The following is a 16,774-nucleotide window of genomic DNA, read 5'->3' on the forward strand; positions in this document are numbered from 1 at the left end:
CCGCCGATCACCGCCCGCCTACCGTCGGGGACGAACGCACGGCGGGAGGTACGACGAACATGGCGGGACGGGACGGCGCCCTCAAGGGGGTCCAGGACCCGGCGCCCACGGCGAACCTCCTCGTACAGATCTTCGACGCGGCCGGACGGCCGCGCGGCACCGGCTTCGCCGTGGACCACGCGGGCACGCTCGTCACCAGCCACGAGGCGGTCGACGGCCTGACCACCCTCTTCTTCCGGACCGCCGGGGCCGAGAGGGAGGTCACCGGCGAGGCGATCACCCGGCTGCCGCGGCTCGGCCTCGCCCTCGTGCGCACGCAGGGGCTGGGCCTGCGCCCGCTGCCGGTCGCCGCCCGCAGGGAGACCGGCCGGGGCGCGTACGTCCGGATCGCCGCCGGCGGCTGGCGCGAGGCACGCGTCCTCGGGACGACCACCGCCACGTACGCCGCGTCGGACGGCAGCCATCTCCTCGACGGCGTCCTCGAACTGGCCATCGGCACCGCCGGCACCGACGCGCTGCGCCCCGGCGGCGGAGCGGCCGGCGGCCCCGTGCTCGACGCCGCGACCGGTGCCGTGCTCGGCGTCCTCGGCACCGCCCTGCACACCGCGCACCGGACGACCGGGTTCGCGGTGCCGCTGCCCGGCGCCGGCGGCCCGCTCACCGCACTCCTCGACCGCAACGCGGCGACGGTGCCGGCCTACGGAGCGGACCTGAACCTCGCGGGAGCGACCCGGCTGACGGCGGCGGACCCGCCCGCGGTGCACCCCGGACGCGTACCGCGCGCCGGAATCGCCCGGCACCTCCAGGCGTTCGAGACGCGCGGACCGGCACCGGGCGCGGCCAGCGTCCTGGCCCTGGTCGGCCCCCCGGGCAGCGGGCGCACGACGGAACTGGCCGCCCTGGCCGCCCGCCGCAGCACCGAACCGTCCCCCACCCTCTGGCTCCGCGGCACCGACCTGCGCGCCTCCGACACCTCCGTCGCCGACGCGGCGACCCGCGCACTGCCCCGCGCGGCGCACACCCCACCACCGGGGAGCGGCACGGCCGACGCCGCCCCCAGGCCGTCCGGTCCGGGCACGGCCGGGGCACACGGGCGGGAGACACCGTGGCCCGGGGCGCCCGGGCGGGGATCGTTCGCGGCGCCCGGGCAGGGATTCCCGGGAGCGCCCGAGTGGGGTATGTCCGGCGCGCCCCGGCAGGGAACGCCGGGTGCGCCCGGGGCGGGGACGGCGGGGCCGGTCGTACCCGGGGCGGGAGCGGCGGAGGCGGAGGCTCCGTGGCCCGGCGAGCCTTGCCCGGAGCGCCCGGAGCGCCCGGAGCGCCCGGAGCGCCCGGAGCTGCTGGAGCGGGTCGCGCGTGTCGCGCGGGATGCGGGGCGGCCGCTGTTGTTGCTGCTCGACGCGCCGGAGGAGATGCCGGATGCCCTGGCCGAGCGGTTGCCGCAGTGGGCGGCGGCGACGGCCGCGTGGCTGTGCGACACCGGTGCCCGGCTGGTCCTGGCCTGCCGCCCGGAGTACTGGGAGCGGCTCGGGGCCCACTTCCCCCAGGCGCTGCTGTACGAGCCGGGCGCGGAGGCCGGCGGTACGCCGTCCGCCCCGCCCTGCGTGGCCCTCGGTGACCTCACCCCGGACGAGGCCCGCCTCGCCCGCTCCCGGTACGGCATTCCCGAGACGGCCCTAGCCCCCGCCGACGCCCGCCATCCGCTCACGCTGCGCCTTCTCGCCGAGGTGCGTGCGGAGCTCCCGGAGGCGGCCGGCCGTCCCGACCGGCACGAGGTTCTCTCCGCCTACCTGGACCTCGTCTGCCTCCGCGTCGCCGTCCGCCTCACCACCCCCGCCTCCCGCCCGCACGGCGCGGCCGTACGCCGGCTCGCCGCCCGGGTGGCCGGCCAGGTGCACGCGGCGGCCCGGCGGTGCCTCGGCCCCGGTCAGGGCGCGCTGGACCGGGCCTCCTTCGAGCTGCTGTTCCCCTCCGGCCCGGCCGTCGCGCCGCGCCGGGCCGCCGACACGAGCGACTGGGCCTCCGCCGTACTGGCCGAGGGCCTGTTCGTCCCCAGGGGCGAGGGCCACCGCTTCGCCCACGAGGAGCTCGGCGACTGGCTCCAGGGCCAGCACCTGGACGTCGAGGCCGCGCTGGACGCCCTCGTGCTCCGCGGGGCGTCGTACTCGGCGGTCTCCCGGGCGGAGCTGTACGGCGCGACGGACCCGCCGTGCGGGCCGACGGCGGCACCCGCCGAGCCGCCCGTACCGCCCATGCCTCCCGCACCCGCCGCCCCTCCCGCACCCTCCGTGCCGCCCCACCGCATCGGCCCGGTCGTGGAAGCCCTGCTGCTCCTCGCCCGCGACCGCGGCACCGCCGAACTCACCTACCAGCTCGGCCGGTTGGTCGACGCCCTGGAGGTGCTGCTGCCCGCGGACGGCGCTGCCGCCCCACCGGGCACCCCGCTCTGGTGGGCCGTCCGCCTGCTCACCGGTACCCTGCTCCGGGTGCCCGACGCCACCCCGTACACCGGCGTGCTCGACCGGCTGGCCCGGCGGCTCCTCGCCCGGCACGCCCAAGGCAGGCCGGTACCACCGGAGTTCGGCCCCGCTCTGTGGGAGACCGTCCGGCTGCGGCCCGCCGAACGGTTCGAACTGCTGCGCCGTCTGATCGTCACGGACCGGACGCCCGGAGCCGACGGGAGCCCCGCTGCGCCCCGTTTCCTGGACGCCGCCGCCCGGCTGCTGACCGCCGACCCCGTCGGCGTACAGCCGCAGCTCACCCGCTGGTTCGAGGACGACCGTCCGCTGCCCGCGACCCCGCACGCGACCGTCGCCACGGCCGCGCAGGCCCTCCTGCACACCCACCGCCACGGCGCCCTCGACCACCTCACCGAGGCCCTGGCCGACAGCGCCCACCCGCGCGGCGACGAGCTCCTCGCGGTACTGGCCGAGGAGGAACCGTCCGCGATGCGCCGCGCCGTCGACCGATGGGCGCGCGACGAACGCCCGGCGCGCCGGGCGGCGGCGGTGCGCTACGCGCCGCGCACCCGTACGCGGGAGACGGGCGCCCGTACGGGGGAGACGTGCGCCCGTACAGGGGAGGCCGGCCTCGCCCTGCCGCACCGCACGTCCCCGGCCCTCCCGGCCGGGGCGGCCACCCGGTGACCGTGCCGCCGCTCCCGGCATGGCACCCTTGGACCTGCGTGAGAGAGACCTCCGCGGGAGAGACCTCCCTGCGAGGCGGAGCTAGACGAACGAACACAGGTTCGACAAGGAGCGTTAAACAGTGCAGCGCTGGCGTGGCTTGGAGGACATCCCCCAGGACTGGGGGCGCAGCGTCGTCACCATCGGCTCCTACGACGGAGTCCACCGCGGACATCAGCTGATCATCCGGCACGCCGTGGAGCGCGCCCGCGAGCTGGGCGTGCCGTCGGTCGTCGTCACCTTCGACCCGCACCCCAGCGAGGTGGTGCGCCCGGGCAGCCACCCGCCGCTGCTCGCCCCCCACCACCGGCGCGCCGAACTGATGGCCGAACTGGGCGTGGACGCGGTACTGGTGCTCCCGTTCACCAAGGAGTTCTCGAAGCTGTCGCCGGCGGACTTCGTCGTCAAGGTGCTCGTCGACAAGCTGCACGCCAAGGCGGTCGTCGAGGGCCCCAACTTCCGCTTCGGCCACCGGGCCGCGGGCAACGTGGCCTTCCTGACCGAGCAGGGCAAGACGTACGACTTCGAGGTCGAGGTCGTCGACCTGTACGTGCGCGGCGAGGCGGGCGGCGGCGAACCGTTCTCCTCCACCCTGACCCGGCGGCTGGTCGCCGAGGGCGACATGGCGGGCGCCCGCGAGATCCTGGGCCGCCCGCACCGCGTCGAGGGCGTCGTCGTACGCGGCGCCCAGCGGGGCCGGGAACTGGGCTTCCCCACGGCCAACGTCGAAACCCTCCCGCACACCGCGATCCCGGCGGACGGCGTCTACGCCGGCTGGCTGCACGTCGGCGACGAGGCCATGCCGGCCGCGATCTCCGTCGGCACGAACCCCCAGTTCGACGGCACGGAACGCACGGTGGAGGCCTACGCGATCGACCGCGTGGGCCTGGACCTCTACGGCCTCCACGTAGCCGTCGACTTCCTGAGTTACGTCCGCGGCCAGGCCACGTTCGACTCCCTGGAAGCCCTGATGCGCCAGATGACGGCAGACGTCGCCGAGTGCCGCACACTCCTGGGCGACCAGACCGAATCCTGAACGAACGCTCACGGGTACGTCGGGGCACCCCTCGTGGGTCCAGGGAACTCCGCGCGACTGCCCTGGGGGCGGAGCCCCTCATGTCTGCCGGGGGTGCGGGGCGCGGAGCCCCCTAGGGGCCGCGCCGCGCAGCTGCCTTGGGGGCGGAGCCCCTCATGTCTGTCAGGGGTGCGGGGGCGGAGCCCCCTAGGAGCCGCCGCGCAGCTGCCCTGGGGGCGGAGCCCCTCATGTCTGTCGGGGGTGGGGGGCGGAGCCCTCTAGGGGTCGCGCCGCGCAGCTTCCCTGGGGGCAGGAGCCCCTCATGTCTGTCGGGGGTGCAGGGGGCGGAGCCCCCGCCGGGGTCGAAGGGGCGGAGCCCCTGGAGGACGGGAAGGGCAGGGGCGGCGGGGGCGAAACCCCTCCACCCGCACCCCCACCCACCCCCTCCTACTGACCCGGCGGATACGGCGGCTGCTGCCCACCCGCCGGCGGCACAGCCCCCGGCTGCGGCGGCGTGGCCCCCGGCTGCCCACCCGGCTGGGGCTGCCCGGACGGCTGCCCCCCGGGCTGCCCGTACGGCACCTGCGGCGGCACCGCCCCCGCATATCCCCCGTAATACCCCGGCGCCCCGGGTGCCCCGGGCCCCGCGGGCAACGGCTGCCCTGGCATCGGCGGCGCAGCCACCGGCGGCGGATTCCCGTCCGACGTCCACAACCCGTGCGACTGCTGATGCCGCGCGATGTCCTCCGCCACCATCGCGGCCAGCGTGAAGTACGCCTCCCGCACCTTCGGCCGCATCATGTCGAGATCGAGCTCGGCCCCGGCCGCGAGATGCTCGTCGAACGGCACGACCACCACGCCCCGGCACCGCGTCTCGAAGTGCGACACGATGTCCTCCACCTTGATCATCTTCCCGGTCTCCCGGACCCCGGAGATGACGGTGATGGACCGCGACACGAGGTCCGCGTACCCGTGCGCGGAGAGCCAGTCCAGCGTCGTGCTCGCACTGCTCGCCCCGTCCACGGACGGCGTCGAGATGATGATGAGCTGGTCGGCGAGGTCGAGCACCCCGCGCATGGCGCTGTACAGCAGCCCCGTGCCGGAGTCGGTCAGGATGATCGGGTACTGCTTGCCGAGCACGTCGATCGCGCGCCGGTAGTCCTCGTCGTTGAACGTCGTGGACACGGCCGGGTCGACGTCATTGGCGATGATCTCCAGCCCGGACGGCGACTGGGAGGTGAACCGCCGGATGTCCATGTACGAGTTGAGGTACGGGATCGCCTGGACGAGGTCCCGGATGGTCGCCCCGGTCTCCCGGCGGACCCGGCGCCCGAGCGTACCGGCGTCCGGGTTGGCGTCGATCGCGAGGATCTTGTCCTGCCGCTCGGTGGCGAGGGTGGACCCGAGCGCGGTGGTCGTCGTCGTCTTGCCGACGCCGCCCTTGAGGCTGATCACCGCGATCCGGTAGCAGGACAGCACGGGCGTGCGGATGAGCTCCAACTTCCGCTGCCGCTCGGCCTCTTCCTTCTTGCCGCCCAGCTTGAAGCGGCCACCGCCCCCGGTCGGACGGCTGCTCTTCGCCTTCTGCTTCTTGTTGTTGAGCAGCCGGTCGGAGGACAGCTCGACGGCGGCCGTGTAACCGAGGGGCGCCGCACCGGGGTTGGTGGGCTGCCGCTGGTCGTGCTGGACGGGCTGCGGCCAGGCGGCACCGGCACGGGGATCGACGGGCGGCTGCGCGGGCTGCGGCGGTTGCGGGGCCTGCGGCGGCTGCCCCTGCGGGCCGGGCTGGGGCTGGGGCTGGGCAGGGGGCTGCGGGAAGCCGTACCCACTGGGCTGGGGGTGCGGCTGCGGCCCCGCCGGCGGGAAGCCGGGCGCAGGTGCTGCGGGTGCCTGTCCCTGGGGCTGCCCGAACGGGGCGGGCGGCGGCGCCGGCTGGGCGGACCCCGCATCCGGCGCGGGCGGCTGCGGGAACCCGTAACCACCCGGCGTGGGCACGGGCGCCCCACCCTGCTGCGGGAACCCGTAACCGGGCTGCGGGGCGGCCGGGTCGGGGGTCTGGGGTCCGGTGTGGGGTGTCGGCTGGGCGGGGGGTTGCGGGAACCCGTAACCGGGCTGAGGGGTGGCCGGGTCGGGCGTCCGGGGTCCCGGCTCGGCAGGGGGCTGCGGGAACCCGTACCCCGGCTGCGGGCCGGGCGCGACGGGCGGCGCCGCCTGGTTCCAGCCGGCGGGCGGCTGCTGCGCGGCGGGCGGTACCTGCGGCGCCTGCGGCGGCAACGGCGGTTGCTGCGACGGCTGCCGCGGCGGTACGGCCGGCTGCTCCGGGCCGGGGCGGGACTGCTCCGGACCGGTCCCGGGCGACGCCGGAGCCGCGGCGGGCGGCGCGGACCCGTCGGAGGACTGCGCCGCACCCGGCCACGGAGCCGTCGGCGCGGGCGCCGCCGGCTGATACGCGGGCGGCAACGGAGGGAGCGCGGTCCCCGGCACCGGCGGAGGCATCCACCCCGGCGCCGCGTCACCGGGAGCGGCCTGCCCGGTGGCAGCGGCCTCGGGCGCGGACTGCCCGGCCACGGCGGCCCCGGAGGGAGAATTCGTTACGGCGTCACCGGGGGTGGCCGCCTGCCCGCCGACGCCCGCTTCGGAGCCCGTACCGGCGGAGTCCGTACCGGCGGAACCCGCCCCCTCGGCCTCACCGCCGACCTCGCCGGCAGTCGCGGCAGCCGCGTCGGTCACGTCGCCCGCGTCACCGGAGTCCGGCGCACCCAACTCGAAGTCACCGGCACCGGCGGAACCGTCGGGCGTCGAACCGGCGTCGGCCGACTGCTCCTTGCCGCTCTGCTCGCCCTCCGACTGCTCCTCCGCAGGGGTCGCGACGGAGGCCGACGCCCCGTCACCGGACTCCTGCGAGCCGGCGGCATCCTCGGCGGCCGTCCGCTCCCCGAACTCGCGCTGGAGTGCCGCGGGGGAGAACTTCATGGTCGCGCCGCTCCCGAGGTCTCCGTCCCCCTCGGCGTCCGCGCTCCGGGCCTCCGCCGGTTCCGGCGCGGTCGGCGGCGTCCACACGGGGAACCCGTCCCCGGACGAGACGTTCGACGCGTCGACGGCATCCCCGTCCGCTGCCGAAGGCCCGACCTGCGCGGCGGGCGCGGGAGCGGGAGCGGCAGCGGGAACCGGCGGCACCGGAAACGTCGCAGGCACGGGCGCAGCAGCAGGCGCAGGCGCAGGCGCCGGAACCGGCGCCGGACCGGCCGAGGCCGCGGGCGACACACCGACCCCCTCCGCACCCGCTTCCGCATCCACCCCCGCCCCCGCTCCCGAGGAACCCTCGGGAGTGGAAGCGACGTCGTCACCGCTGGTGTCGTCCGACCCGCCCGCCGCGTTCTGCGTGTACCAGGCGGGCGCCGCGTAGTCGATGGTGAACTCGCCCGTCATCTCGATGGCGGACTCGGCGTCGGACTGGTCGTCGTCGGGTGTGGCCCAGCCCCCGCCGAACCCGTTCCGATCGCTGTTCACAATTCCTCCTGGTGTGGTCGAGCGTCCTCGTGCCGTGCTGGGGCAACCACTCTCGCCGTGTGAGTTGTGTGATGTCGTCCGACTTCGCCCGACCCTGTCCGACGTCGTCCGAATCCGCCCGGTTCTCCCCCTGGCGGGCCGACGGCCCGCCACGGTTCCGGTGTCGCGCCCTGTCCCAGCCTAATCACCACAAGCGTCCCCAGGGCAGGGCCGCCCACCCCTCCACTCCTCCACGCTCCGTCGTCACGTGCCCGATCCGCCCCCGTCTGCCGCCGCCGACACCGAACGAATCGGATGAACCGGCGGAAAACCCACTCACCGGTCCTGGTTCGTCTTCGGCATCGGCAGGGACTCCGCACGCCGGGTGACGCTCTCCAGGCCGACCACCAGCCACTGCCACGTCTTCTTCTCCGGACCGGACGCCGTCTTGGAGCCGAAGAAGACGCGCCCGTCCTCGACGCGGATGTCGCTCAACGTCTGCGAGGTCAACGTCCAGCCCTCCGACGGCAGATCGAAGTACAGATACGGAGTCACCTTGCCGCTCTCCGGATCGAGGCTCATCAGCGCCATGGGGGAGATGTGGTCGCTGCTCTCGCGCAGCGCCAGCAGCCGGTCGCCGCTCATCCGCAGCGGGTACAGCAGCGCGTCGCGCCCGGAGTCGAACTTCTTGACCGTCTTCCCGGTCTTCAGGTCGAAGCCCACGATCCAGTTGGCGTTGTTGATGAGGTCGCCCTGCTCCTCGCTCATCAGGAAGACCTGTCCGTCGCCGACGACGATCGTCGGGCAGTTCTCCACGTTGAGATAGCCCACGTCGTCGACGCACTCGGCGACATACTTGCCCTTCTGCACCCGGATGGTGGCCAGGTACTTGCCGTGCTCGTCGAGCGAGAGGACATCGGTGATCTCGACGTCACCGGCCGCCACCGCGAGGACCGCCGGATCGCTGGACACCAGCCGGACGTCCGTGACGTTCTTCGCCACCGTGTACGTCCACACGGTGTGCCCCGTACGGGCGTCGACCTTCCGTATCCGGTACGCCGACTGGCCCGCGGGCTTGGAGTCGTCCCGGCACTCGAGCCGTATCAGCAGGGCCTTGCCGCCGCCGGCGCCCATGTGCATGCAGGCGTCCGTGCTCTTGTTCCGCCACAGCCGCTTCCCGTCGTCCATGGCGTACGCGTCCGTGCCGTTGCCCCAGGTGACGGCCACCGTGGCGTGCGTCAGGGTCACGTTGGGCGTCGCCTGGAGGGCGGAGGTGTCGGGCACGCCGGGCTTGCCGCTCACCCTGGCCGGGGGGATCTTCTTCGTCCACACGGTCTCGCCGTCGTCGAGGTCCACGAACGCGACCCGGTCGCACAGGGCGTGCTTGTCGGCGTTCTCCCGGAAGAGGATCGCGGTGCGGTTCTCGACGCTGACCCGGGGCGTCGTGCCGCAGATCGGTCCGTCGAACCGAATGCTCCAGGTCTCGTCGCCCGCGACCGAGTCGGTGCCTATTCTGAACCCGAGCAGGGTCCGGTTGATCCCCTTGGCGAGGATCTTGTCGGTCGCCCACATGCCCGGCATGTCGTACATCTCGCCCGCGGACATGTCGTCGGCGGAGAACCGGAAGGCGAGCGCCCCCGTGGCGCTGGCCGGCCGCTTCTCGACCGTCTCCCTGACGTCGAGCCGGCTCGGGGCGTCGGCCGCCTTCTCCGGCTCCTTCCCGGAGGACGAGCCGTTCACGGCCCAGACCACCACGGACCCCAGGGCGAGCACGACGGCCAGGACGGCCGCGACCACGCCGAACGTCCTTCTTCGCTTCTTGCGCTGATCGTCCGCCGTCACGGCGGACTGTGTGTACATCGAGGGAGGCGGGCCGAAACTCACGCAGCAAGATCCTTCCGTTCACTGCTTCCATTGCTTGAAGTACGAGGGCGCACGGGACCGGTGGAGCGCAGGGGACCGGTGCAGCGCACGGAGACCGACGCAACGCCCGAAGGCCGACGCAGCGCACGCACGGCGCCCGGACGCGACGGACCGTACGGCGACGGCGGGGGAGGAGCCGTCAAGGCACCCGCGCCCGCCCACTGCGGAGCGTTGGCCACCCGCTCGCCTGCCGGACGGCCGGCGCCCGGCCGCCCCTCAGTCCATCCGGCGCGGCGTCCCCAGCAGCCCGATCTCGGCATCCGTGGGCTGCGTCATCACGTACTGCCGGTCGCGCTCGGTGCACCAGAGCGTCATGCCGTCGTGCAGCGTGGGCAGCGCGTCGGTCTCGGAGCGGGGGAGCGCCATGGTGCGGCCCAGCTCGGCCGCCTCGTCGGGCGAGACCCGCTGCACCCCCACCAGCCGCGCCTGCCGTATGAGCCGCGGAGCGACCGGGCTGAGGTACGGCAACAGCGTCAGCACCGCCTGCCACGGCCCGGACACCACCCGCCCGCGCGGCGGTCGCATACCGCAGTCCCGCACCACCAGCACCGGAGTGCCGGCCGAGGCGCCCTGCGGCGGCACCCGCCCCACGTCGTACACGGCGAGTCCGTTCTGCCCGCCGCCCATGGCGTGCACCATCTGCACCCAGGCCTGCGGCCGCCCGGTCTCCACGGCCACCCGCGCGCCCGTCGCCGCCGTGCGCAGCGCCAGCACCTGCGCCGTCCACAGCCCGCCGATCAGTACGACGTCGTACGGCGTGGGCCTGTTGACGCCCAGCACGGCCGGCCTGCCCCCGGCGTCCACACCGGCCACGACACCGTCGTCCCCGAGGGGCAGACACAGGGCGTCCAGGTCCTGGGCGGGCAGCGAGTGACGCCCGTGCCGGGGCCCGACCAGCCCACGCCCGAGCCCGTGCCGCAGCCACCCTCCGATCCCGGACCGTCGAGCCGGGTCCGTACCGGGTGCCGTCCCGGTGTCCGGAACGGCGGATGCCGGCACCGGCGCCATCGGCGCCATCGGCGCCACCGGCCCCGGCATCGGGACACCCGCAGTCGGGGCACCCGCAGTCGGGGCACCCGCAGTCGGAACGCCCGCAGTCGGAACGCCCGGCATCGCAACACCCGGCATCGCGACACCCGGCGGCGGAACGGCCGACGAGGGCATGGGAACGGCCGTCGGCGGTGCCGCGACACCCGGCGGCGGTACCGCGACACCCGGTGCGGGCATCGGAACACCCGCCGGAGGCGTCGGAACAGTCGTCACCGTGCGCCTCCCAGGGGAAGTGTGGCCAGCATGCCGGGCACCTGCTCGCGGTCCAGCCGGACCAGCCCGGCACCGGCCTGCCGCGCCGTGTCCTGCAACGCCCGCCGGGCGGCGACCAGCTCGTCGTCACTGCGCCCGGTCACCCGCAGGTGCCCGCACAGCGACACCTCCTGCCGCTCGCCACGCGCGAGGGTGAGGCTGAACGTCGTGGCCAGCGCGGGTATCGCGGTGACCCGGGCGAGGAACCGCGGCAGCGACTCGGCTCCCCCCAGCCGGGGCCACCGTCCCATCCAGTACGTCGTGTGCCGGCGGTTGTCGCACCGCCAGTTCCGCCCGGACTCCTGTGTCCGCCGCTCGCGCGCCGTACCGCGCCCCGCCTCGGCGGTCACCAGCGGATTGGCACAGGCGGAGGTGGCGAGCGCGGCGATCAGCCCCTCCTCGTCGAGCACCGTGGCCCGGAAACCGGCACCGGTCAGCCGGCTGGCCAGGTGGTCGGCGACGCGCACCGCACACCTCTGCGCCCCGGCCAGTCCGCCCCCGCGCGCGGCCACGGCCTCCGGACACAGCTCCGGATCGAGCTTCAGCGCGATCCAGGTGATCCGCACGGCCGGGGTCCCCGACTGCTGCTGCAACGGCAGGTAGTTGGCGACGGCCACCGACTGCTGCGGCAGATGCAGCGCCGGCGCCGGCTGCGTGTGCAGCACGATCTGCGCCGACTCCAGCCGTATCCCGTCCACCTCGAGCGCGTCCCGCACCAGCCCGAGCGGCAACGGCTGCCGGCTCAACTCGGCCCGCAACGCCGTCGGCCCGGCCTCCACCTGCAACACGGCGCTGACGAACGTCCCGTCCCCGACCAGCCCGACCGACCGCCGATCACGCACCCCGTAGGAGTACGTCCGCAAGTCCGGCTCACACTCCAGAGCGGGGACCAGAGCCGGCTCCGTGCCGGGCGGTATCGCGGTGGCCGCCGCCCGCCGCTGCCGCGCCCTCAACCCGCGCGCGGTCACCAGCCATTCGGGCAGCGAACGGCCCCTGCGGCGCACCACGGCCAGCAGTACCAACGCCACCGCGACGACCGCGGCCGGCATCAGGGCGAGCGGGCTCACCACCCAGCCGACGACCAGCACGGCGACCGCGAGTTCGAGCAGCACGAGCCGTTGCACCCGGAACGACCCGGCCTGGGCGAGCCGCATCCTGAACTGCGGCACCTCCCCGGCCCGCACGCCGTCGGAACCCGCCGGCCACTGCCGGGAGGGATCCTGCACCGGCGGCCGGGACCCCTCCGAACCCGCGCGCCCGCGCGGTCGCGACCGCGTACCGGAAGCCCTCACCGTATTCCCCCGTCCTGCCCCTGGCCTGCTCACAACCGGGCGGTACGGACACCGCACTTGAACCCCGGAAAGGCCCAGGTACCCTACCCGCTCCACCAGTCCCCACGGACACCATGCATAGTAGGGGGCGGGTCTGACATCGCAGGGCGGGGGCGGCTTCCCGCGGGTGCGACAACGGGGGAGAAACAGGCACTCATGGCATCACGGCGGGACGAACTCAACGCCTACACGTTCGCGAAGAGGCGTACCCTCGCCTCCTTCCTCCAACCCTCGCCGTCCGGCTCGGAGGAAGGGGCGCCCAGGCCACTGCGCGCGGTGGTGCCCAGCCTGGTCGCCGGCGCGCTGACGCTGGCCGCCTTCGGCGCCTGGGGGATGTTCCAGCCCACCGCCCCCTCCGGCTGGGACAAGCCCGGCACCCGCGTCATCGTCGGCAAGCAGTCCACGACCCGTTACGTCGTCCTCAAGACCGGGAAGACCACCCGGCTGCACCCGGTCCTCAACCTCGCCTCCGCACGCCTGCTGATGAACGGCGCCGACTACGAGGTCATCCAGGTCGGCGACAAGATCCTCGACTCGGGCAAGCTGCCGCGCGGCCCCATCCTCGGCATCCCCTACGCCCCGGACCGGCTGCCCTCGGCCGACGAGGCGGGCCGGGACAAGCGCTGGGCGGTGTGCGAACAACCCGGCGGCAAGGGCGAGACCGTCCAGCAGGCGACGTTCGTCCTGGCGCAGCGGGACGCGAACACGATGGACGACGCACACCGCCTCTCGGGCGGCGACGTCCTCTACGTCCGCACCCGCACCGGCGACCGTTACCTCGTCGACGCGCACGGGACGTCGTACGCCGTCACGGGGAACGAGTCCGACGCGTTGACGACCGCGCTCGTCGGGACCCGCGCGCCGCAACTCGTCAGCAAGGAATGGCTCGCCACCCTCCACGAGGGGGACGACATCCGGTTCCCGAGGCTGCCTCCCGGCGTCGGCACGCTCGCGCACGTGCCGGGCGGACTGTCGGACGCGGAGAACAGGGTCGGCATGGTCCTCAGGGCCGAGACCGGCGAGGGCACCAAGTACTACGTCGTCCTTCCCGGTGAGGTGCGCCCGGTCAGCGAGTTCACCGCCTGGCTGCTCATCTCCTCGCCCCAGACGACCGTGCTGAACATGAACGGCCAGGCGCGCACGGTGGGACTCCAGGACTTCACCGCCGCCCCCGAACCGTTCGCCGGACAGGCCGCGAACTGGCCCCGCGAGCGGGCCCGGCAGGTCAACTCGGTCTCCGCGGCCTCCACGGACTCCGGTTCGCACCGCGCGGGCCGCGACACGGTGTGCAGCGTGCTGCGCGACGTCGGCGAGGACAACACCACCACGCTCAGCACCTGGGCCGGCACCGGCTACCCCCTGGAGAACACCGCCGACGGCACCAGCACCTACGTCACCCCCGGCACCGGTCTGCTCTACACCCAGTTCCAGGGCACCGAGACCGGCGCCGGCGCCCTCTTCCTGATCACCGACACGGGCCTGCGGTACGCCGTCCAGGCCAACGGCGACAGCGACAGCCGTACATCGAGGATCGGCGCGGACGGCGGGAAGAACTCCGACGGCACCCCCGAGCCCAGCGAGGCCCAGGTCAAGCTCGGCTACGAGAACGTCCGGCCCGCCAAGGTGCCCGCCGCCTGGTCGGAGCTGCTGGCGAAGGGGCCCCGGCTGGACACCAACAGCGCGCGGCAGCCGCAGGGTTCGTGAGCCGTCCCGCCCCCGGGAATGGTCATGAGGAACGGACACGAGGAAGCACGAGGAGCGAGGAGCGCCGTGGGAGTGCTGCCGACAAGGGCAACGCTGCTGACCGCCGCCGTGCTGCTGACCGCCCTGGGCACCGGCACGGCTCCGCGGACGGCGCCCGTCCCGCGGCCGGTCCGGCTGGACGGGAGTGGCGCGTGCACGTTCCCCGCCAAGCAGATCAAGGGAACCCCCTGGTTCCTCCAGCGCGTGCTGCTCGACCAGCTGTGGCAGGGCACCGACAAGGGCAAGGGTGTCCGCGTAGCCGTCATCGACACCGGTGTCGACGACAAGAACCCGCAGCTCGCACCGGTCGTCGACGAGGCGTCCGGCCGCGACTACCTGGCCGGGAAGAAGGGCGGCGATCCGACCGACGACGAGGTGGGCCACGGCACGAAGGTCGCCGGCATCATCGCGGCCCGCCCCCGCGAGGGCACGGGCTTCGTCGGTCTCGCGCCCAACGCCACGATCATCCCCATCCGGCAGAACGACGCCGACAGCAGCGGCGATTCGGACACCATGGCCCAGGCGATCAGCTACGCCGTCTCCCGCGGCGCCGACGTCATCAACATCTCCCAGGACACCACCAAGCCGCTTTCGGCCACCTCGGACCTGGCGCGGGCGGTGCGCGAGGCGATCGGCAAGGGCGTCGTCGTGGTCGCCTCGGCGGGCAACGACGGCCTGGACGGCAAGGCCAAGGCCACCTATCCGGCCGCCTTCGCGGGCGTCCTGGCCGTGGCCTCCTCCGACCGCAACAACGAACGCGCGTCTTTCTCGCAGGCGGGTTCGTTCGTCGGCGTGGCCGCACCCGGCGTGGACATCGTCTCCACGGTCCCCGGCGGTGGCCAGTGCGCCGACAGCGGCACCAGTTTCTCCGCCCCGTTCGTCGCGGGCGTCGCCGCCCTCCTGAAGGAGAAGCACCGCGACTGGACCCCGGCCCAGATCATCACCCAGATCGAACAGACGGCCGAGCGTGTCGTCAACGGCCACGACAATTTCGTCGGCTGGGGCGTCGTCGACCCCGTCCGCGCCGTCCAGGAGTCGGACCTCGCCGATCCGCCGTCCACCCCGTCCCCCGACCCCGGCCCCACCGGCCGGCCCGCCCCCGATGTGGCACCGTTCTTTCTCGCGGAGACCCCCGAGGAGCGCGACCGGCGGTACGCTGTCTATGCCGTCGGCGCGACCGTCGTCCTGGCGACGCTCATCACGGGGTCGGCGGTCGTCGCGCGGGACGTACGGCGGCGCCGGAGGCACCCGTCAGGGTGAGGCGGGCACGCTGGGACCGGAGGTACGCCTTCGGCGTGAGGCGGCACACTGGAACCGGAGGTACGCCTTCGGGTGAGGCCGTCCCGCCGACGCGTCACGGCGCCGCCGGCTCGTCCCTCTGCGCCGCCGGCTCGTCCCCCTGCACCGCCGTGAGCCCGCCGTTGTGCGCCGCGGGCTCCAGGTCGAACTCGCCGTCCCGCGCGCCGAGGACGAAGGCCCGCCATTCGGCCTCCGTGTACCGCAGCACGGTGTCGGGGTCGAGCGAGGACCGCATGGCCACGGCACCGTCGGGCAGATAGGCGATCTCGACGCGCTCCTCGTGCTCCTCGGTACCGGGCGCGCAGTGCCACTCGACGCCGGAGATGTCGAGGGCGTACAGCTCGTCCCGCTCGCGCTCCTTGCGCGCCTTGATCTCCTCAGCCGTCTCAGTCATGCCGCAGTGACCCCTTCCGAGTCGTCCAGGTCTTTCCGGGTTTTCTTTCCGGGGCTTCCCGGGTCTTTCCAGGTCTTCCGAGTGGTGAACACCGTGCCGGTCACAGTACTGGTCACGGTACTGGCCGAAGGAACTCCCCTGTCCCGTCTTTGCAGTTGGAAGGACCCTGCCCAGTGACTAGAGTGGCTGCGGATATCACACGTGTGGTATCGCACGGGGGCGGTGCGACGCTGCGACCGCGCGTCGCGCGGGATGCGGCATGTCTTGCCCGCCAGGAGAGCCGGGCTCACGAGCTCCGGCGAACCCGTCGCGGTGGTGAAGGTCGCCGCCGCTGCAAGAGGGAGGGCAAGAACCTATGGCTTCGGGCGTTGATCTCAGCGCACACGCGCTCACGGGACTGGCCAATGACATCCGTGACTTCCACCACCAGGTCAGCGAGCGGGTCACCTCGCTCAACCGTGTGGTGGACATGATCCAGGCCGGCTGGAAGGGAGCGGCGGGCAAGGAGTTCGACACCGTCCAGCAGGGTGTGAACAGGAACCTCAAGAAGCTCCAGGACGACCTCGTCGACCTGGAGGAGGCGATGCGGGCGAGTGTCGGCGGCTTCACCGACCAGGAGCAGGAGCGCATCTCCCACATCCGGAAGGTGGACAACTCCTACCAGGTCACCAGCCGCATCACGGACCTCGCCTGACCCGCCCGCCCTTCACGAGGAGAGACGCACCATGAGCTTCGGCGCCGACCGCACAGCGGTCAACTACGACACGGTCACCCAGGCCGCCGTCGACGTCCGCAACACGGCCAAGAACCTGTCCGAGCAGCTCGAGACCCTCATGCGCCGGGTCAAGGCAGTGGCCGAGACCTGGGAGGGCGAGGCGAAGACGGCCTACGTCGAGATCCAGCGGGACAGCGGCGAGCAGATGGACCAGATGTCCCAGAAGCTGGCCCGCATCGCCCAGCTGCTCGACGAGTCGGTCATCGGCTACCAGGACACGGACAAGGGCAACGCGGCCCGCTTCCGCATGCTGATGGGCTGAACGGACCCTAGCCGTACGGCAGGGGAGGCCGCCGCCGGGCGGTCTCCCCTGCACCG

At 73.8% G+C, this 16,774-nt stretch carries 11 protein-coding genes; 6 read left to right on the forward strand and 5 right to left on the reverse strand.

The genetic code is table 11. The annotated features are described in order from the left end of the window. The first annotated feature begins 59 nt into the window (after positions 1-59). The gene (locus IO29_RS39030; protein ID WP_051707850.1) at positions 60-3,146 is read left to right on the forward strand and encodes a trypsin-like peptidase domain-containing protein; all 3,087 of its coding nucleotides are present in this window, start codon (positions 60-62) and stop codon (positions 3,144-3,146) included. Between the two features lie 121 nt (positions 3,147-3,267). After that, positions 3,268-4,221, forward strand: a complete 954-nt coding sequence (locus IO29_RS22390) for a bifunctional riboflavin kinase/FAD synthetase (protein WP_030381307.1) — start codon at positions 3,268-3,270, stop codon at positions 4,219-4,221. Between the two features lie 426 nt (positions 4,222-4,647). Here the strand turns inward: IO29_RS22390 and IO29_RS22395 are convergent, their stop codons facing one another. From IO29_RS22395 to eccE, 4 genes are all read right to left on the reverse strand, one after another. Continuing rightward, positions 4,648-7,710, reverse strand: a complete 3,063-nt coding sequence (locus tag IO29_RS22395; protein WP_030381306.1) for an SCO5717 family growth-regulating ATPase — start codon at positions 7,708-7,710, stop codon at positions 4,648-4,650. Between the two features lie 315 nt (positions 7,711-8,025). Continuing rightward, positions 8,026-9,531: an outer membrane protein assembly factor BamB family protein gene (locus IO29_RS22400; protein ID WP_234307593.1), complete on the reverse strand. Its 1,506-nt coding sequence runs from the start codon at positions 9,529-9,531 to the stop codon at positions 8,026-8,028. Positions 9,532-9,828: 297 nt separating this feature from the next. After that, the gene (locus IO29_RS22405) at positions 9,829-10,620 is read right to left on the reverse strand and encodes a hypothetical protein (RefSeq protein ID WP_030381304.1); all 792 of its coding nucleotides are present in this window, start codon (positions 10,618-10,620) and stop codon (positions 9,829-9,831) included. Between the two features lie 251 nt (positions 10,621-10,871). Next, entirely contained in the window at positions 10,872-12,068 is a 1,197-nt protein-coding gene (gene eccE / locus IO29_RS22410) for a type VII secretion protein EccE (RefSeq protein WP_078618401.1), read from the reverse strand. Between the two features lie 333 nt (positions 12,069-12,401). Here eccE and eccB point away from each other — a divergent pair, with 333 nt between their 5' ends. After that, positions 12,402-13,949 carry a type VII secretion protein EccB gene (gene eccB / locus IO29_RS22415; RefSeq protein WP_030381302.1) on the forward strand — a complete coding sequence of 516 codons (1,548 nt, stop codon included), beginning with the start codon at positions 12,402-12,404 and terminating at the stop codon, positions 13,947-13,949. A gap of 72 nt (positions 13,950-14,021) precedes the next feature. After that, positions 14,022-15,248 carry a type VII secretion-associated serine protease mycosin gene (gene mycP, locus IO29_RS22420; RefSeq protein WP_033226227.1) on the forward strand — a complete coding sequence of 409 codons (1,227 nt, stop codon included), beginning with the start codon at positions 14,022-14,024 and terminating at the stop codon, positions 15,246-15,248. A gap of 94 nt (positions 15,249-15,342) precedes the next feature. Here the strand turns inward: mycP and IO29_RS22425 are convergent, their stop codons facing one another. Continuing rightward, positions 15,343-15,681, reverse strand: coding sequence for a DUF397 domain-containing protein (locus IO29_RS22425; RefSeq protein WP_051707849.1), 339 nt, complete (start codon positions 15,679-15,681; stop codon positions 15,343-15,345). 355 nt (positions 15,682-16,036) lie between these two features. Here IO29_RS22425 and IO29_RS22430 point away from each other — a divergent pair, with 355 nt between their 5' ends. Beyond that, complete coding sequence (locus IO29_RS22430) at positions 16,037-16,375, forward strand: WXG100 family type VII secretion target (protein WP_030381299.1); 339 nt, start codon at positions 16,037-16,039, stop codon at positions 16,373-16,375. Between the two features lie 31 nt (positions 16,376-16,406). Next, positions 16,407-16,718 (forward strand): WXG100 family type VII secretion target, encoded by a 312-nt coding sequence (locus IO29_RS22435; RefSeq protein WP_030381298.1) that lies wholly within the window; start codon positions 16,407-16,409, stop codon positions 16,716-16,718. The last annotated feature ends 56 nt before the right edge of the window (positions 16,719-16,774 follow it).

The sequence above is a fragment of the Streptomyces sp. NRRL F-6676 genome, from assembly GCF_000725625.1.
In the GTDB taxonomy this organism is placed as follows: domain Bacteria; phylum Actinomycetota; class Actinomycetes; order Streptomycetales; family Streptomycetaceae; genus Streptomyces.